Source organism: Microbacterium sp. J1-1 (assembly GCF_024498615.1).
Lineage (GTDB): Bacteria > Actinomycetota > Actinomycetes > Actinomycetales > Microbacteriaceae > Microbacterium > Microbacterium aurugineum.
Map to the genome: position 1 here is coordinate 2,552,739 of NZ_CP089590.1, position 18,469 is coordinate 2,571,207.

At 70.0% G+C, this 18,469-nt stretch carries 14 protein-coding genes; 5 read left to right on the plus strand and 9 right to left on the minus strand.

Going from position 1 to position 18,469, the window contains the following annotated elements:
• Window positions 1–14: 14 nt before the first annotated feature.
• Window positions 15–1,274: an MFS transporter gene (locus LRQ07_RS12260; RefSeq protein WP_256534769.1), complete on the plus strand. Its 1,260-nt coding sequence runs from the start codon at window positions 15–17 to the stop codon at window positions 1,272–1,274.
• A gap of 136 nt (window positions 1,275–1,410) precedes the next feature.
• On the opposite strand, the gene LRQ07_RS12265 is transcribed toward LRQ07_RS12260, so the two are convergent.
• The 4 genes from LRQ07_RS12265 to rsmI all read right to left on the minus strand — a co-directional run bounded on the left by LRQ07_RS12265 (window position 1,411) and on the right by rsmI (window position 6,384).
• The gene (locus tag LRQ07_RS12265) at window positions 1,411–2,286 is read right to left on the minus strand and encodes a TatD family hydrolase (protein ID WP_232763716.1); all 876 of its coding nucleotides are present in this window, start codon (window positions 2,284–2,286) and stop codon (window positions 1,411–1,413) included.
• Window positions 2,287–2,300: 14 nt separating this feature from the next.
• A complete protein-coding gene (metG, locus tag LRQ07_RS12270) occupies window positions 2,301–3,878 on the minus strand; it encodes a methionine--tRNA ligase (protein ID WP_047519155.1) in 1,578 nt (525 codons plus the stop codon).
• Between the two features lie 64 nt (window positions 3,879–3,942).
• The gene (locus tag LRQ07_RS12275) at window positions 3,943–5,484 is read right to left on the minus strand and encodes a molybdopterin-dependent oxidoreductase (RefSeq protein ID WP_256534770.1); all 1,542 of its coding nucleotides are present in this window, start codon (window positions 5,482–5,484) and stop codon (window positions 3,943–3,945) included.
• 69 nt (window positions 5,485–5,553) lie between these two features.
• Window positions 5,554–6,384: a 16S rRNA (cytidine(1402)-2'-O)-methyltransferase gene (rsmI, locus tag LRQ07_RS12280; protein WP_256534771.1), complete on the minus strand. Its 831-nt coding sequence runs from the start codon at window positions 6,382–6,384 to the stop codon at window positions 5,554–5,556.
• A 62-nt stretch (window positions 6,385–6,446) separates the two neighbouring features.
• Here rsmI and LRQ07_RS12285 point away from each other — a divergent pair, with 62 nt between their 5' ends.
• On the plus strand, window positions 6,447–8,000 hold the full coding sequence (locus LRQ07_RS12285) for a dolichyl-phosphate-mannose--protein mannosyltransferase (RefSeq protein ID WP_256534772.1): 1,554 nt from the start codon (window positions 6,447–6,449) through the stop codon (window positions 7,998–8,000).
• Between the two features lie 47 nt (window positions 8,001–8,047).
• A complete protein-coding gene (locus LRQ07_RS12290; protein ID WP_131491560.1) occupies window positions 8,048–8,266 on the plus strand; it encodes a hypothetical protein in 219 nt (72 codons plus the stop codon).
• A gap of 3 nt (window positions 8,267–8,269) precedes the next feature.
• Here LRQ07_RS12290 and LRQ07_RS12295 read toward each other — a convergent pair whose 3' ends face one another.
• From LRQ07_RS12295 to LRQ07_RS12310, 4 genes are all read right to left on the minus strand, one after another.
• Entirely contained in the window at window positions 8,270–10,072 is a 1,803-nt protein-coding gene (locus LRQ07_RS12295; protein WP_256534773.1) for a thioredoxin domain-containing protein, read from the minus strand.
• 33 nt (window positions 10,073–10,105) lie between these two features.
• Complete coding sequence (gene msuE, locus LRQ07_RS12300; protein ID WP_232763722.1) at window positions 10,106–10,675, minus strand: FMN reductase; 570 nt, start codon at window positions 10,673–10,675, stop codon at window positions 10,106–10,108.
• A gap of 86 nt (window positions 10,676–10,761) precedes the next feature.
• Complete coding sequence (locus LRQ07_RS12305) at window positions 10,762–11,598, minus strand: aldo/keto reductase (protein ID WP_256534774.1); 837 nt, start codon at window positions 11,596–11,598, stop codon at window positions 10,762–10,764.
• A gap of 53 nt (window positions 11,599–11,651) precedes the next feature.
• Window positions 11,652–12,245, minus strand: coding sequence for a TetR/AcrR family transcriptional regulator (locus LRQ07_RS12310; RefSeq protein WP_232763723.1), 594 nt, complete (start codon window positions 12,243–12,245; stop codon window positions 11,652–11,654).
• A 122-nt stretch (window positions 12,246–12,367) separates the two neighbouring features.
• Between LRQ07_RS12310 and LRQ07_RS12315 the strand changes: the two genes are divergently transcribed.
• Window positions 12,368–13,153: an SDR family NAD(P)-dependent oxidoreductase gene (locus tag LRQ07_RS12315; RefSeq protein WP_256534775.1), complete on the plus strand. Its 786-nt coding sequence runs from the start codon at window positions 12,368–12,370 to the stop codon at window positions 13,151–13,153.
• 69 nt (window positions 13,154–13,222) lie between these two features.
• On the opposite strand, the gene LRQ07_RS12320 is transcribed toward LRQ07_RS12315, so the two are convergent.
• Window positions 13,223–14,386, minus strand: coding sequence for a heparan-alpha-glucosaminide N-acetyltransferase domain-containing protein (locus LRQ07_RS12320; protein ID WP_256534776.1), 1,164 nt, complete (start codon window positions 14,384–14,386; stop codon window positions 13,223–13,225).
• 43 nt (window positions 14,387–14,429) lie between these two features.
• Between LRQ07_RS12320 and hrpA the strand changes: the two genes are divergently transcribed.
• Window positions 14,430–18,347, plus strand: coding sequence for an ATP-dependent RNA helicase HrpA (gene hrpA, locus LRQ07_RS12325; RefSeq protein WP_256534777.1), 3,918 nt, complete (start codon window positions 14,430–14,432; stop codon window positions 18,345–18,347).
• Window positions 18,348–18,469 lie beyond the last annotated feature (122 nt).

Here is an 18,469-nt window from a genome sequence, read left to right on the forward strand (position 1 = left end):
AGTAGTCTTCTCTGGTGCCATCACTCGGAGAGATCGTCGCCCCACGTCGCATGGGCCGGGATTTCCGCTGGCTGCTCGCATCGTCGTGGACCAGCAACGTCGGTGACGGAGTGGCCCTCGCCGCCGCGCCCCTGCTCATCGCATCGATGACGTCATCGCCCATGCTGGTGGCGACGGGGGCGATCCTGCAGTTCCTCCCGTGGCTGCTCTTCGGCCTGCACGCCGGGGCGATCGCCGACCGCTTCGACCGCCGCCGCCTGGTCATGCTCGCGAACGCCGCACGCGCGGTGGTCCTCGTCGCGCTGTGCGGGTTCCTCGTCACGGGCGCCGCGAACATCTGGATCGTGCTCGCCGTCGCCTTCCTGTACGGCACCGCCGAGGTGTTCGTCGACACGACGGGGAGCACCCTCCTGCCGATGCTCGTGAAGCCCGCCGACCTCGGCATCGGCAATGCCCGCCTGCAGGCCGGCTATCTGGTCGCGAATCAGTTCGCCGGTCCCCCGCTGGGCGCGTTCCTGTTCGCCGCGGGCATGGCCTGGCCGTTCCTGCTCGAAGCGGTGTGCGTGGCACTCGCGGTCGTCCTCATCTCCCGCATGGCGAGAACGCCCGTGCCACCCCGAGCCGCCGGGGCCCACTCGCCCGTGCACACCGACATCGCCGAGGGGCTGCGGTGGCTGTGGCGCAATCCCCCGGTGCGGATGCTCGTGCTGATCATCCTCGTCTTCAACATCACGTGGGCAGCCCCCTGGGGTGTGCTCGTGCTCTACGCGACGGAACACCTGCAGATGGGCGCCGTCGGGTACGGGGCACTCACGACCGCATCGGCGGCGGGCGGGATCCTCGCGACCCTCAGCTTCGGGTGGCTCGAACGGCACGTGTCCTTCGCCACCCTGATGCGCATCGTGCTCTCGCTCGAAGTGCTCATGCATCTGTCGTTCGCGCTGACCACCACCGGCTGGGTCGCGCTGGTCATCATGTTCTTCTTCGGCGCGTACGCGTTCGTGTGGGCGACGATCTCGACCACCGTCCGGCAGCGGCTGGTCCCCGCTGAGCTTCAGGGCCGCGTGGCCTCCGTGAACATGGTCGGAGTCTTCGGCGGCATGATCGTCGGGCAGGCGCTCGGCGGCGTGATCGCCCAGGTCTGGGGCCTGACCGCCCCGTGGTGGTTCGCGTTCGGCGGCGCGGCACTCACACTGCTGCTGGTGTGGAAGCCGATCTCACACATCGTGAGCGCGAAGCCGGTTGCCGATCCCGATCCGATCGACGCCGCCTGATCCTTCCGCCCATCGCCGACCGGGCACCCGCTGCGCACTTGTCGGGAGGATGGGCGCTTGTCGGGAGGAATCGCCCTTTTGCTCCGACATATGAGCAAACTCCCGACACGTGTACTGCTGCATCGGTGGAACAGGTTCAGACGAACGAACCGTAGATCCTGAGCGTGTTCTCGGCGAGCTGGGCGCACAACTCATCCACCTCCACACCGAGCTCGGCCGCCATGAAACGCACCGTGATCGGGACGAGATAGGGCGCGTTCGGCCGGCCCCGCAGTGGCACGGGGGTGAGGAACGGCGCATCCGTCTCGACCAGGAGGCGATCGAGGGGCGTGACCTTCAGCGCGTCGCGCAGGTTCTGGGCGTTCTTGAACGTGACGTTGCCCGCGAACGACAGGTGGTAGCCGGCGTCCGCGCAGATGCGTGCCATCGCGTCATCTCCCGAGAAGCAGTGGAAGACCGTCCGCTCTGGAGCACCGACACGGGCGAGGGTCTCCAGCACCGCGTCGTGCGCATCCCGATCGTGGATCTGCATGGCGATGCCGTGCTTCTTCGCGAGATCGATGTGCGCCTCGAACGACTCGAACTGCGGAGCCCGTCGCTCCGGTTCGGTGCGGAAGAAATCGAGCCCGGTCTCGCCGATCGCGCGGGTGCGTGGATGCGCGGCGAGTTCGTCGATCACCGCGATCGCCTCGTCGAGACGCCCCTCCTCCGCATACGTCGGTGCGTCGTTCGGATGGATCGCGACCGCAGCCAGGACTCGCGGATCGGCGGCCGCGGCCTCGACGGCCCACCGCGAGGACTCGATGTCGCCGGAGGCCTGCACGACACCGGCGATGCCCACCGCCGCCGCCCGATCGAGCTGCTCGGTCAGCGACAGCGGCTCGTCGCCGTCCACGATCTCCAGGTGCGCATGGTTGTCGTACACCGGAACCGTCAGCGGCTCGGGGGCGGCCGGGTACTTCAGATCCTTGCGTCCGTCGCCCGGGCGCTCGCGCACATAGGTGTCCGCCATCTCGTCCGACCGGCTCAGGCCGTGGACTCCACCCGCGGGAACAGCGGTGCGAGGCCGTTGACGCTGGTCCCGGGGCGCAGCACGCCCCAGGCTCCGGCCTCGCGGATCGGCTGGTCCTGCAGACGGCCCAGGGTCTCCGCAGCGCCGAGCGCGATCCAGAGCTTCTCGGTCGACTGCGGCATCACGGGCGACAGCAGCACGGCGAGCGCACGCAGCCCCTCCGCGCAGGTGTAGAGCACCGTGCCCAGACGCGCGCGCTGGTCCTCGTCGCGGGCCAGCGCCCACGGCTCGTTCTCGGTGATGTAGCCGTTGAGGGCGTCGACGATCGTCCAGATCGCGGCGATGGCCTCGTCGATGCGGAACTGCGTGACCGCCGCATCCGCGTTCGCCGCCGCCTCCGCGACGATCTTCTGGATGGCGAGGTCCTTCTCGGTGTACTCGGCCGCCGGCGGCACGATGCCCTCGAAGTACTTCTCGATCATCGCCGTCGTGCGCGAAGCCAGGTTGCCGAAGCCGTTGGCGAGCTCAGCCTGGTAGCGCGCGGACAGGTCTTCCCACGAGAAGGACCCGTCCTGTCCGAAGGCGATCGCGGAGAGGAAGTAGAAGCGGTAGGCGTCGGACCCGAAGACATCGGTGATCTCGGTCGGCGCGATGCCGGTCAGCTTGGACTTCGACATCTTCTCGCCGCCGACCAGCAACCAGCCGTGCGCGAAGACGCCCTGCGGCACCTCGAGACCGGCCGCCATCAGCAGAGCGGGCCAGATGACGGCGTGGAAGCGCAGGATGTCCTTGCCGACCACGTGGTAGGCGGGCCAGCGACGCTCGAAGGTCTCTTCATCGGAGCCGTAGCCGACGGCCGTGGCGTAGTTCAGGAGCGCATCGACCCACACGTAGATGACGTGCGACTCGTCCCACGGGAGCGGGATGCCCCAGTCGAAGGTCGACCGCGAGATCGACAGGTCTTTGAGGCCCTGGCTCACGAACGACACCACCTCGTTGCGCGCCGAGTCGGGGCGCACGAAGTCGGGTCGCGTCTTGTAGAGCTCGAGCAGCCGGTCCTGGAACTCGCTGAGCTTGAAGAAGTAGTTCTTCTCCTGCAGCAGCTCCAGCGGCTTCGAGTGGATGGCGCACACCTTCAGGCCCTCGAAGGGCCCGGTGCCGTCGACGATCTCCGACTCGGGCTTGAACTCCTCGCAGCCCACGCAGTAGAGCGCCTCGTACTCGCCCGCATAGATGTAGCCGCGGTCGTACAGGCGCTGGAAGAACGTCTGCACGTTCGTCTCGTGGCGCTCCTGGGTGGTGCGGATGAAGTCGTCGTTGGCGACGTCGAGCGTCGTCAGCAGCGGGAACCAGCTCTCGCTGACGAGCTTGTCGACCCACTCCTGCGGCGTGACGTTGTTCGCCGCGGCCGCCCGCAGCATCTTCTGGCCGTGCTCGTCGGTGCCCGTGAGCATCCAGGTGTCGTCGCCCGCCTGGCGGTGCCACCGTGCGAGCGTGTCGACGGCCACCGTCGTGTACCCGTGGCCGATGTGGGGCACGTCGGACGGGTAGTAGATGGGTGTGGTGATGTAGAACGATTCGCCTGCGGGCATGGAGCAATTCTAGGTGGGATGCGGGGCGTGGTTACGCCGTGTGGGCGGCGGTCGCATCCCGCGCTCAGGCCACCGAGACGTCGATGCGATGCCAACCCTGTGCGCCGTCGGGGGCGGGAGCCGCAGGATCGGATGTCTGCGTCTCGTCGTCGACGTTGAGCGCCCGGCACTCGATGGTGTGCGTGCCGCTCTCCGCGACCCAGCCGAGGCTCCACTGCACCCACGTGTCGGTGGAGATCGCGGTCGCGAGCTCGGCCGCCCGCCACGGCCCGTCGTCGATACGCACCTCCACTCCCGCGATGCCGACGTGCTGCTGCCAGGCCATCCCCGCGATGACCGCATCCCCCGCGGTGACCTGCTGCCCGCGGCGAGGGACGTCGATGCGCGACTGCAGCTTGATGGGTCCGCGCTCGGACCATCCGCGTGTCGTCCAATAGGCGGTGGCGCGGTCGAACCGCGTCACCTCCAGTTGCGTGACCCACTTCGTGGCGGACACGTAGCCATACAGCCCCGGCACCACCATCCGTACCGGGAAGCCGTGTTCGATCGGCAGGGGCTCGCCGTTCATCCCGATCGCGAGCAGCGCATCGCGGTCGTCGGTGAGGGCCTCGATCGGTGTGGACGCCGTGAACCCGTCGGCCGAGGTCGAGAGCACCATGTCGGCATCGGCATCGACCCCCGCGCGCGCGAGCAGATCCCGCACCGGGAGCCCGAGCCAGCGCGCGTTGCCGATCAGGGATCCGCCGACCTCGTTCGACACGCACGCGAGCGTGACGTCGGACTCCTGCATCGGCAGCGCGAGCAACTCGTCCCAGGTGATCTCCATCTCGCGCTCGACCATCCCGTGGATGCGCAGCGACCAATCGGCCGGGTCCACCCGCGGCACGATGAGCGCGGTGTCGATGCGGTAGAAGTCCGCGTTCGGAGTGACGACAGGGGCGAGGCCGGGGATCCCCAGCTCGGCACCGGCAGGAAACGCCGCTGCTGCGCGTGCCGCCGAGGGCAGCCGCAGCGCGTCGCGGACCGCTTCGATCGATCGGCTCGCGCCGCGCGCGACGTTGCCGACGATGAGCGCGACGGCACCCGCTGCGGCGACACCCGCGGTCCACAGCAGGAATCGTCTCCGGTCCTCGTCGTCGGGTCCGAGCCCTGCGACCGGACGCAGTCGGGCGATCAGGAGGCGCAGGACGACCACTGCGACGAGACCGGCGACCAGCCCGGGCAGCCAGGCGAACGGCCCCGCGCCGGGGCGAACCATCGCCGCGACGACGGCGAGAGCACCGAGCGCCCCCAGGACCACGGCGCCGACACCGGACCGTCGTCGCTCCAGGATTCCCGCGACAGCGGCGACGACCACGAGCACCACGGCGATGCCCACGATCAGGGCCGCCTTGTCACCGGTGCCGAACAGCGCGATGGCGGTGTCCTTCGCCCAGCTCGGAGCGAGGTCGATGAGCCCGCTCCCGATCACGGCGAACGGGCTCGCGCTCGGCTCCACCACCGCGGCGACGAGTTCCGCCAGGCCGACGGCGAGGAACGATGCACTCAACCCCGCTGCGGCGGCGCGGAACGTGTCCTCCCTCGTCGCACGCGTCGGCTTCGTCATGACCTGAGAGTAACGCGGCGGACGTTCCCGGATTCCCCGCAATTCTTACGAACCGCAGTCGTGGCGATCTCAGGCACCGGCCTCGGAGCGGGCGGCGAGGGCGGCCTGGTAGAGGTCGCGGGAGGAGAGACCGGTCAGCGCGGCGACCTCGGAGGACGCGTCCTTCAAGCGGACGCCTTCCGCGACCAGCCTCTGCACCTGCGCCAGAGCATCTGCCGGGGAGGCGTCCCGGCGCGCGGCTCCTTCGACGACGACGACGATCTCGCCTTTCACGCCGTTCTCGGCCCACTCCTGGAGCTCGGCCGCGGTGCCACGGCGGACCTCCTCGTACAACTTCGTGAGCTCACGGCACACCGCGATCCTCCGCTCGTCACCGAACGCAGCGCCCATGTCGGCGAGAGCGCTCGCGAGCCGGGCCGGAGACTCGAAGAAGACCATGGTGCGCGGCTCGGCGGCCAGGGCGCGGAGGGTCGATCCCCGCTCCCCCGGCTTGCGCGGGAGGAACCCCTCGAACGTGAAGCGGTCGGTCGGAAGTCCCGAGATCGCGAGCGCCATCAGCACGGCGCTCGGACCGGGGATCGCGGTGACGGTGACCCCCTGCGCCACGGCCTCGGCCACCAGCCCGTAGCCGGGGTCGCTGACGGTCGGCATTCCTGCGTCGCTCATCACCACGATGTCGGTCTCCGCCGCGAGCGCAGCCAGTTCGGCGGCCTTCTGCTTCTCGTTGTGGTCGTGCAGTGCGATCAGACGAGGACGATTGTCGATCTGCAGTGCCTTGAGCAGACGCTGCGTGGTGCGGGTGTCTTCCGCGACGACGACCTCCGCGTTCTCCAGCACCTCCACGAGGCGTCGCGACGCGTCGCCCAGGTTTCCGATCGGGGTGGCGGCGAGGATGATCACCCGCCCAGCTTAGGCGCGCCGGATGCAGCTCCCCCGGAAGGGGCGTTGTCTAGGCTGGAGCGGTGACCGCGCCCGACCCGCTCCTGCCCGCCCCCGAGGCGCGGCTGACGCACTACGGACGGTTGCGCGACCGGCTGCTGCAGGACCCGGACTGGGGCCGCGCGATCCGGTGGCTCGCGCCGCTGGTGATCACCGCGGTGGCGGCGGTGCTGCGCCTGGTCGGCGTGTCCCACCCGCATGAGCTCGCCTTCGATGAGACCTACTACGTCAAGGACGCCTGGTCCCTGTGGACGCTCGGCTACGAGGGCACCTGGGGTGGCGAGGCGAACGAGGCGTTCGCGACCGGGCAGAACCTCCCGCTCTCGGATGCGGGCTCGTTCATCGTGCATCCCCCGCTCGGCAAGTGGCTCATCGCGCTGGGCATGGCGATCGGCGGGCCCGAGAACAGCGGCGGATGGCGTCTGGCCACCGCGATCCTCGGAGCGGGCTCGGTCCTCCTCGTTTATCTGATCGCGCGGCGTCTGAGCGGATCGGTGGTCGTGGCATCCGTCGCCGGAACGCTCCTGGCGATCGACGGCCTGAGCATCGTGATGAGCCGGATCGCGCTGCTCGACGGCATCCTGACGTTCTTCGTCCTGCTCGGCGTCCTGTTCGTCCTCATCGATCGGCAGCGCACGATCCCGCAGCTCGAGCGACGCGATCCCGAGACGCCCGACCCGTTCTGGGGGCCGGTGCTGTGGCGCCGGCCGTGGCTGATCGCCGCCGGTGCCGCCCTGGGTGCGGCTTCTGCCGTGAAGTGGTCAGGCTTGTACGTCCTCGCCGGTTTCGGCCTCTACGTCGTGGTGACCGACGCGTTGGCGAGACGTCGTGCCGGCGTGGTGCTGTGGCCGACCGCCGCCGCGTTCCGGCAGGGGCCGGTCTCGTTCGTCCTGTTCGTCTTCCCCGCGCTGGCCGTGTACCTGGTCAGCTGGACGGGGTGGCTCCTGACCTCGAGGGGCTACGACCGGCAGAGCGATCCGAACCCGCTGCTCGCGCTGTGGAGGTACCACGAATCGATGCTCGGCTTCCACGTCGGCCTGAGCCGCGGACACCCCTACGCGAGTCCCGCCTGGGAGTGGCCGTTCCTGCTGCGCCCGACGGCGGTCTGGGTGGATTCCGATCCCACCGGTTGCGGCACGGACCACTGCATCGGCGTGATCTCCGCCGTCCCGAATCCGCTCATCTGGTACGGCGGGGTGGCGGCAGCGGTGTACCTGCTCTACCGGCTGGTGCGGAGCTGGATCACCCGACAGCCGATCGCGCCCGCGCTGACCGTCCCCCTGGTCGGCCTGGCGGTGACCTACCTCCCGTGGCTGATGTTCCCCGAGCGCACGATCTTCCAGTTCTACACGGTGGTGATGATGCCGTTCCTCGTGCTCGCGCTCGCCATGACGCTGCGGATCATCGCCGGACGACGCGAAGACCCCTTGTACCGTCGGCAGTCCGGCGAGCGCACGGTGCTGATCTTCCTCGCGTTCGTCGTTCTCGTGTCGGTGTTCTTCCTGCCGCTGTGGACCGGTATGAGCGTGCCGTACCAGTTCTGGCTGCTGCACAACTGGCTGCCCGGCTGGGTGTGAGCACCGCGCTGTCGATCCACCGAATCACCGGGCGCTAGGCTCGCCGCATGGGCAGCCCCTCCGGATTCGAGTTCGCGGTGCGCGGTGACGACGTCGTCATCCGCCATCGCGGCGTCACCGCGACCGTACTGCGCGGCGCACGGGCCCAGGAGTTCCTCGCGCAGGCCGCGAGCGGCGACGCGCAGCTGCTGATGGCGCGCGTGACCGGGAACTACCGCCGCGGCAACGAGCGCACCGCCCGCCGGCATCCGCGCAACCAGAACTGACCGTCACCGCCCGATCGACACCTCGGCCGGGTCGCTCACGGGCAACCGGCACACGAACGCGCGGCAGTCATAGGCGCGTTCCTCCACCGCGTCCTTGCCCTCGAACAGGCTGAATCCGGCATCCGTGAACGCCCGCGCCTGATCGGGCGCGACCACGGCGACGACTTCGGCATCCGCACCCCTGCCGGCGAGGCCGAGCGCACTGTCGCGCGCTCCGGTGACCACGACGAGTTGGCGCGGCGGGATCGCGAGGCCCGCAGCCACCCGCAGCAGGGTGCCGTGGGCGAAGGGCTGCTCCAGCGCCCGCGCGGCCAGCAAGCTCACCGTCGACACGGCAGCGGCGCGATACCGGTCCCCCGCTCCCAGCCACCAGGCGGTCAGTGCGGCGCCGGCCACGGCCGCGGCATCCGAGGGCAGGTCGCCGTCGGTCTGGTCGGGCGAGGTCGCGATCCCTTGGGCCGACAGCAACGGATCCTCCCCCGCTGTGCCCTCCAGTGCGTCGTCGAGGATCCCGCGGGCCGCCACCGCCCAGGTCGCCTCGCCGGTGGCCAGGGCCAGAGAGAACAGACCGTCGGCGAGAAGGCCACGATCCGCCGCGGTCGCAACCGCGGCAGAGGCCCGCCCCTCGAAGGACGCGCGGACGAGAGCGCCGTCGGCATCGCGGTTGACCCGCAGCACCTCGTCGGCGGCGGACGCGGCTGCATCGATCCAGCTCCGCTCTCCGAAGGTCGCCCCGGCCCGGGCGAGCGCACCGATCGCGAGGCCGTTCCACCCGGTGATCACCTTGCCGTCGACAGCGGGCCGCGCAAGGCCCGCACGTTCGGGCAGCGCACGCCGGTAGTATCCGCCCTCGCTGCGAGCGCCCTCGACCCACGACTCCGAATCCTGGGCGGCACCGAACCCGCCGCCGTCTCGCTGCAGGACCCCGGTCAGGAATGACGCGATCCCGCGGACGACGTCCTCCTCCCCCGCGTCGCGCGCGACGTCGAGCAGCTGCGCGTTGTCGGTCAGCATCCGCTCGTAGTGCGGCACCGTCCAGTCGCGCTGGGTGGCGTAGCGGAAGAACCCGCCGTCGGCATCGCGCAGGTCCGATCGGGTCATCGCGGCGAGCGCGCGCTCCGCTGACGCCCCCGCCTCCGGAGCACCCTCCCGCACGAGCGGATGCTGCAGGAATCGCAAGGTGGTGGCGACGGGGAACTTCGGGGCGCCGCCGAAGCCGCCGAACTGCTGATCCTCCCGCTGGGCGATCGACTCCGCAGCCGTCGCGATCGCGACCACGTCCGGGAGTTCGGAGGGCGTGGCCTCCGCCGCACGGGTGAGCGCATCGGTCACGGCATCCGCCGACTCCTCGGCCTGCACCCGCCGCAGCGCCCAGGCCTCCCCGACCGCGGTGAGGACGTCACGGAACGCCGGCATCGGCGGCTGAGCCTCCGGCGGCCAGTAGGTGCCGGCGAAGAAGGTGCGCCCGCGCGGGGTGGCGAAGACCGTGAGCGGCCAACCGAGGTTCTGGGTGAACGCCGAAGCCGCGGCCATGTAGGCACCGTCGACCTGCGGATGCTCCTCGCGATCGACCTTGACCGCGACGAAGCCCTCGTTGATCCGCGCGGCGGTCGCCGGGTCGGCGAACGATTCGCGTGCCATCACGTGACACCAGTGACAGGTCGAGTAGCCGATCGAGATCAACAGCGGCACATCGCGTCGCCTCGCCTCCGCGAGCGCTTCCTCGCCCCACGGATACCAGTCGACGGGGTTGTCGGCATGCGCACGGAGGTACGGGCTGAGGGTGTCGGCGAGCCGGTTGGTCATGCCTTCACGCTACGCCGCGCGACGGTGACGCGCTCAGCCGACCAGCAGCTCCACCGGACGGGAGGCCGCGTAGCCGACCAGAGGCAGGGCACGATCCGCGGCCAGCGCGATGCGGGCGCGCAGCACGTCGGAAGCGATCTCGTAGCCGTCGAAGTCCGTATTGCTCGCGTACACCCCGAGCGGAAGGGTGAGCGCCTGGAAGAACGCGAACAACGGCCGCAGCTGGTGCTCGATGATCAGGGCGTGCTTCTCCCCGCCGCCGGTCGCGGCGAGCAGCACGGGCTTTCCCACGAGGTCGTATTGACCGACGAAGTCGAACAGGTGCTTGAAGAGCCCGGTGAACGAGGCTCGGTAGACGGGGCTGCCCACGATGAGCAGGTCGGCGGATTCGATCGCCTGCAACTGCGCTTCGATCTCCGGCGCCAGCTGGTCACGGTGCAGCGCACCCGCCAGCCCGGGGCCGATCTGCGTCAGCTCGATGAGCTGCGCCTCGACGTCGGCGCGCTCGGCGACGGCGGCCGTGATCGCGCGGACCAGGGCGGTGGTCTTGCTGGGCTCGTGCAGGGATCCCGACACGGCGACGACGCGGAACGGAGCTGTCATGCCTCGACGGTACTCACGACGACGCCCCCTGTCGCGCACGGCGACACGGGGCGTCATCTGGGCCCGAGAGCCCCGGTATCACGGGGTCAGTTGACCTCGTCCGGGTGCGACCCCACGCGGCCTGAGCCGTCGAGCGGGTCGAGGGCGTCGATCGCCGCGACCTCGGCGTCGGTCAGTTCGAAGCCGAACACGTCGAGGTTCTCGCGCAGGCGCTCGGCGCGCACCGACTTCGGGAACACGATGATGCCCTTCTGCAGGTGCCAGCGCAGCACGGCCTGTGCCGGGGTGACACCGTGCGCCGCGGCGGCATCCGCGACCGCGGGCGTCCCGAACAGGTCGTACTTGCCCTGCCCGAGCGGACCCCATGCCTCGATGCGCACGCCGTTGGCGTCGGCCCAGGCGACCACGTCGCGCTGCTGGTAGGCCGGGTGCAGCTCGATCTGGTTCACTGCGGGAACCACGCCCGTCTCCTTCACCGTGCGCTCCAGGTGGGGCACGAGGAAGTTCGAGACGCCGATGCTGCGGGTGAGGCCCGCGTCGCGCAGCTCGACCAGCTTCGCGAACGCGTGCACGTAGTCGTCCTTGGCCGGCGTGGGCCAGTGCACGAGGAACAGATCGACCTTCTCCAGACCGAGCTTCTCGAGACTCTCGCCGATGGCCGCGCGCGGCTCCTCGTCGTGGTGGCGGTCGTTCCAGAGCTTGGTCGTGATGAACAGGTCGTCGCGTGCGATGCCCGAGGAAGCGATGGCGGCGCCCACGCCCTCTTCATTGCCGTAGATCGCCGCGGTGTCGATGTGGCGGTAGCCGATTTCGAGCGCCTCGCTCACCGCACGCTCGGTGTCTGCCGGCGGCACCTTGAAGACGCCGTAGCCTAGTTGCGGGATGGAGTTGCCGTCGTTCAGTTCGAGTGCAGGAATGCTCATCGCCCCAGCCTAGGACCGGTGTGGGACAGTGCGGCCCGGATGAACAAAGGAAGTCAGTCGAGCCCGTGGAGCGACGCGGACATCGCCCGGAACGCCGCGACGGCGCGCGCCGCAGGACGAGGTCCTTCCGGGTCGGCCGCCCACTGCTCCAGCCCCACGCGCACGGCGTCCGTCGCCACCGCGGCCGCCAGCCTCGCGTCCCACTCGGCGACGCCGCGCTCCTGCAGGATCACGCGGAGCCGCCGCTCGGAGTCGTCGTTCACGCGCAGCCACACGTCGCGCAGCGCCGCGTCGTCCTCGAGCCCGCGCAGCACACTGAGCATCGTCTCGAGTTCGAGCCCCTGCCCTTCGCCCTCGATGAGCTGCGACTCGATGACGGCGGGAACCTGTTCCCGCAGCGCCCGTGCGTCGACCTGCGCGAGGGCCTCCTGCCATCGCTGCGCGCCGATCGTGAGGATCGGCGTGATCGCATCTTCCTTGCGGGCGAAGTACCGGTAGAAGGTGCGGACCGAGACGCCGGCGCGAGCGGCGATCTGCTCGGCGGTGACTCCGGCGACGCTCTGCTCGGCGAACAGCCCTGCGGCGGCCGATGCGATGTCGCGTTCGGTCGCGGCCTTGCGACGTTCGGTGAGGGTCGAGGTCTCCACAGTCACAGCGTACGGGAATGCCTCGAACCCTTGACAGGTTGAGACTCTTTGGCACATCGTGCCATCTAGGCATAGTCTGCCCAGAGATCGTCGACAACACGACACCACCAGAAGGGAAGATCATGAACCGCTACGAAGGACGTCGGGCGCTCGTCACCGGCGGAGGATCGGGCATCGGGCAGGCCACGGTGCTGCGCATGCTCCGCGAGGGCGGCAGCGTCGTCGCCGCCGACGTCAGCCCCGCCGGCCTCGAGGACACGGTGGCCAAGGCCGGCCCGCTCGCCGACCACCTCACGACCGTCACGATGAACATCGCCGACGAGGCGTCCGCCGTCGCGGGCGTCGCCGAGGCCGTCACCGCCCTGGGCGGGCTGGACGTCCTGGTGAACGCCGCCGGCATCCTGCGTTCCTCGCACACGCACGAGACGACCCTCGACCAGTTCGAGGAGGTCATCCGTATCAATCTGGTCGGCACTTTCCTGGTGATCCGCGAGGCCATCCCCGCGCTGATCGAGGGGAACGCGTCCGCCGTGGTCAACTTCAGCTCGACCTCGGCCGGTTTCGCGCACCCGTACATGGCCGCCTACGCGGCCAGCAAGGGCGGGGTGCAGTCGCTGACCCACGCCCTCGCTGCCGAGTACGCGAAGAACGGCATCCGCTTCACCGCGGTGCAGCCCGGCTCGATCTCGTCGGGCATGACCGACGGCTCGGGCCGGAGCAACCAGAGCAACGGCCCCGGCCTGCCCGCGGACGCCGACATGAGCCTGTTCATGAAGCTCTCCCCCGCCATCGGCCAGGGCTTCGCCGGACCGGAGTCGGTCGCCGGAGTCGTCGCGATGCTCGCGAGCGAGGACGGCGCCTTCATCACCGGCACCGAAGTGCGCATCGACGGCGGCACCCACTTCTGAGAGACCGCGGGCGGGGCGCGCCGGGCCCGATGACGGCTCGCCCCGCCGGCACTCGGACCGCTGCGGGGCTCAGCGCCGCGGGACCGCCGCCATCGCCGCGGCGCCGCGGCCGACCAGCCGCTCCAGCGGACCCCGCCCGAGGAACATCGACCAGACGGTCGTCGCCAGGAGCAGTCCGACCGCCGTCGCCGCCCAGAACGCGTTGCTCGAGAAGAACGTTCCGGGCCCCCCGATCACGACGATCGACAGGACGTGCGCGCTGTATGCCGTCAGTGGCATGGAGCCGAGCGCGCCCAGCGGGAGTGCCACCCAGCGCAGTGGGCGGCTCAGCAGCAGGCACAGTGCGATGACCGCGAGCGCGAAGCCTCCGGAGCCGAGGATCTCGGCCGTGCCGCCGCTGTGCGGCCCGGCCGCGAACACCGCCGTGAGCACGGCGCCGAGCGGATCCGTCTCGGCGAGCGCCTGCGGATAGTCCCCCCATCCGGTCGGCGCTCCGAGAAGGCTGTCGGAGCCGGTGATGCTGCCGCTGCTGGATCCGACGATGCCGGCGCCCTGTCCGATCGCCCCGAGCCCGTCCCCGACCACGGCCAGACCGACCCCGACGCCGAGCGCGATCACGGCGGTGTGCACCCGCTCCACCCGGAGGCGTCCGAGCGCCATGCCTCCCAGCACCAACGCCAGCCAGACCGTGATCGGATAGGTGCCGTACAGCACGAAGCCGATGCCCGACCCGAAGGGGTGCAGCATCACCGCGTTCAGGAACGCGAGCAGCGCGGGCCCGAGGAGCGCGAGCACGACCGCTCCGGTCAGCAACTGCCAGGGCCGCCAGCGCAGGAACGGGATCACCGCGACGTACAGGAGCCCATAAAGGGTGAGGATGATCGCGATCGGGGTGTTCAGCATCTCCAGCGCCAGGCCGATCACGAAGATCACCGCACCCCGGCCGATGAGATTCAGTCGGATGCCGGGGATCCGCTCGCGCTCAGGCAGCGTGCTGCGCCCGGTCATCAGCGCGATCGAGACTCCGGCGAGCACCGCGAACAGGATCGACGAACGCCCGTTCACCAGAGAGGTCCACGTCGACGGTTCGAACCAGTCGAACGAATCGGTCTCGCCGATGTGCGCTCCGACCATGCCGAGGATGGCCAGGGCCCGGGCGACATCGAGGCCGAGGATGCGCGGAGGTCGCCCGAACTCGCGGAACCACCGGACGGGAGGCAGTGCGTTGATCACCCGTTGATCGTAGGGGGCCGAACCCGTCATACGATGGAGGGCTATGTCCTCCCCTGTGATCTCCTACCCGCCGGAGCTGCCCGTCAGCGCAGCCAGGGCCGAGATCGCCGACGCCATCCGCGACCACCAGGTCGTGATCGTCGCGGGTGCCACCGGATCCGGCAAGACGACCCAGCTACCGAAGATCGCCCTCGAACTCGGGCGGGAGCGCATCGCCCACACGCAGCCACGCCGCCTCGCGGCCCGCACCATCGCAGAGCGTGTCGCCGAAGAGCTCCAGGTCGAGCTCGGCACCCTGGTCGGCTACAAGGTGCGTTTCACCGACAAGGTCTCCGATGCCACCCGCATCGCACTGATGACCGACGGCATCCTCCTCAACGAGATCCACCGCGACCGACTGCTCACGCGCTACGACACGATCATCATCGACGAGGCGCACGAGCGCTCCCTCAACGTCGATTTCCTCCTCGGCTACCTCTCACGCATCCTCCCCGAGCGCCCCGACCTCAAGGTGGTCATCACCTCGGCGACGATCGATCCGGAGAGCTTCGCGAAGCACTTCGCGGTGGCCGACGGCACCCCGGCTCCGATCATCGAGGTGTCCGGGCGCACCTATCCCGTGGAGATCCGCTACCGCGGACCGTCGGAGGACCCCGACGACGACGATCAGGCCGGCGACCCGGAGGACGAGGTGTCGGCGATCGTCTCGGCGCTGCGCGAGCTCGACCGGGAGGCGCCGGGCGACGTGCTCGTGTTCCTGCCCGGCGAAGCCGAGATCCGCGACGCGGCCGACGCCGTTCGCGGCGCCTACGCGAACGACCGCGCCCCCACGGAGGTGCTTCCGCTGTTCGGACGCCTCTCCGCCGCAGATCAGCACCGGGTGTTCGAGCGCAGTCGGGTGCCTGGCGTGCGCCGCCGGGTGATCCTCGCGACCAACGTCGCCGAGACGAGTCTCACCGTTCCCGGCATCAAGTACGTGATCGATACCGGCACCGCCCGGATCTCGCGCTACAGCAACCGATCCAAGGTGCAGCGCCTGCCGATCGAGGCGATCTCGCAGGCCTCGGCGAACCAGCGCTCGGGCCGCGCGGGCCGCACCAGTGACGGCATCGCGATCCGCCTCTACTCGGAGGAGGACTTCGACCGGAGGCCGGAATTCACCGAGCCCGAGATCCTGCGGACGTCACTCGCATCGGTCATCCTGCAGATGCTCTCGCTCGGCTTCGGCGACATCAGCGCCTTCCCGTTCCTGACCCCGCCCGACTCCCGCGGTGTGAAGGCGGCATTCGACCTGCTCACCGAGCTCGGCGCAGTCGAGCCCTCCCGCCGTGACGGCTCCCCGCACCTCACGCGCACGGGGCGTGAGATCTCGCGCATGCCGATCGACCCGCGGTTCGCGCGGATGCTGATCGAGGCGGGACGCACGGGATCGGGCGGCTCGGTCACTCGCGACGTGCTCGCGATCGTCTCAGGAATGACGATCCAGGACGTGCGCGAGCGGCCGGAGGAGCGCCGCGAGGAGGCCGACCGTCAGCACGCACGCTTCGTCGACCCGACGAGCGACTTCCTGACCTTGCTGAACTTGTGGAATCACCTGCGCGAGCAGCAGCGCGAGCTCGGCTCGAGTGCGTTCCGCCGACTCTGCCGCTCCGAGCACCTCAACTACGTGCGGGTGCGGGAGTGGTTCGACGTGCACCGTCAACTCCGCACCCTCGTGAAGACCCCCGACCGCCCGCGCGACGAGACCGGGACGAGCGACCCCGACGCCATCCATCGCGCCCTGCTGTCCGGCCTGCTCTCGCAGATCGGCATCCTGGACGAACGCACGGCACCCGCCGGCAAGTCGCGCTCCCCCGCGAAGGAGCCGAAAGGCCGCCGCATCGCGGAGTATCGGGGCGCCCGCGGCATCCGCTTCTCGGTCTTTCCCGGGTCAGGGCTGCGCAAGAAGAGTCCTCGCGCGGTGATCGCCGCCGAGATCGTCGAGACCTCGCGCACGTTCGCCCGCACGGTCGCCGCGATCGACCCGGCCTGGGCCGAACCCCTGGCGGGCGACCTCGCCAAGCGGCAGGTCACCGAGCCCCACTGGTCGAAGGATGCCGGGGCCGCGGTCGCCTTCGAGAAGGTGACGCTGTTCGGGCTCGAGATCATCCCGCGACGGCGCGTGCAGTTCGCGCGCATCGACCGGGCGGCGTCGCGCGAACTCTTCGTACGGCATGCGCTCGTCGAGGGCGAGTGGGATCCGACGCGCATCGACAAGCGGGTGAGTGCGTTCTGGCGCAGCAACGCCGAACTGCGCAAACGCCTCGAGAAGCTCGAGGAGCGTGAGCGCCGTCGCGACATCCTCGCCGGCGACGAGGCCGTGTTCCGGTTCTACGACGAACGCATCCCCGCCGAGGTGTTCGATGTGCGCTCCTTCGAGAGCTGGTGGCGCGATGCCATGGCTACCACGCCGAAGCTGCTCGTGATGCGCGAGAGCGACCTGATAGACGACGAGGAACGCGCGGATCAGCGCGAGTTCCCGACGCGGTGGACGCAGGGCGACCAGGTGCTCGGTCTCGCGTACCGGTTCGAGCCGGGCGCCGACGACGATGGCGTCAGCGTGGTCGTTCCGTTGCCGCTGCTCGCACAGATCGAGGACCGCGGCTTCGACTGGCAGGTTCCGGGGCTGCGCGCCGAACTCGTGACGGGGCTGCTGCGCGCGCTCCCCAAGACGATCCGGCGCCATGTCGTCCCCGCCGCCGACTGGGCCGAGAAGTTCGGCGCCGAGCTCATCGAGGAAGGCCCGGAGTCGCACGGCGGACTCCCTCCGCGCACGCTCAAGGAAGCGCTCGCCCGACGGATCCAGCCGCTCGCGAACCAGCTTGTGTCCGCGACCGACTTCGACGACGAGCGGGTCCCTCCGCACCTGCGCATGAACTTCCGCGCCGTGGACGAGCGCGGGAGGATCGTCGGCTCCGGCCGCGATCTGCGGGCGCTGCAGACGCGACTCTCCGACCGTGCGCGCAGCAGCGTCGCCCGTTCGATCGCCGCCCCTCCCCGATCCGGGAGCTCCGGTGGAGGTCGCGGACCCGAACGCGTCGCCGCGGCTCCGGTTGAGCAGACCGGACTCACGGGGTGGACCTTCGGAGACCTGCCCGAGGTGCTCGACACCCGGGTCGCCGGCGGTGTCGTGCGCGCCTATCCCGCCATCGTGGACCAGGGCAAGAGCGTGTCGGTGCGGGTCGAGTCGACCCCGGAGGCCGCTGCCGCCTCCACCCGCGACGGCGTGCTGCGCCTGGTACTGCTCGGTGTGCCCTCACCCTCCTCGTATGTGCAGGAGCACCTCACGAGTCAGGAGAAGCTGGCACTCGCCGCCTCGCCGTACCCGTCCGCCGCCGGCCTCATCGAGGACTGCCGGGCGGCCGTCGCCCGCAAGGCGATCGAGCGTGTCGTGCCGGACGGGATCGTGCGCAACGAGGCGGACTTCGCGATGGTGCGCGACGCGGTCTCGGCCACGCTCGTCGATGATCTCTTCGCGTGCGTCTCGCTGGTCGCGCGCATCCTCACCCGATCCCGCGACGTCGAACGCGGCATCAAGTCCCAGAATTCGCTCGCGCTGCTCGGACCGCTCAACGACATCCGCACCCAGCTGAGCGGCCTTCTGCATGCCGGTTTCGTCTCCGCCGCCGGCGTCGACCGTCTCGCACAGTTCCCCCGCTACCTGGAGGGGATGCTCGACCGCCTGAAGACCCTCGCCAGCGAGCCGGGGAAGGACCGCGCCCGCATGACCGAGTACGAGCGCATGGCGAACGCGTTCGAGGACGCCGGCGGCACGATCCCCCTCCGCCGCGACGCGACGCCTTCGCTCGTCGAGGTGCGCTGGCTGCTGGAGGAGTACCGCGTGAGTGTGTTCGCGCAGCGCCTGGGTACCGCGCAGCCGGTGTCGCCGCAGCGCATCATGAAGGCGCTCTCGGGTCGCTGACCCGCGAGCACGGGCGCCTGGCGCGGCCCGGCGCGGGTGTATCGCCCCGTCCTGCGCACGCGATGTGAAGGAGATCTCCTGTTCCGAAGGACCGATTCAGGCAGAGGCTCCGTCGAACCACG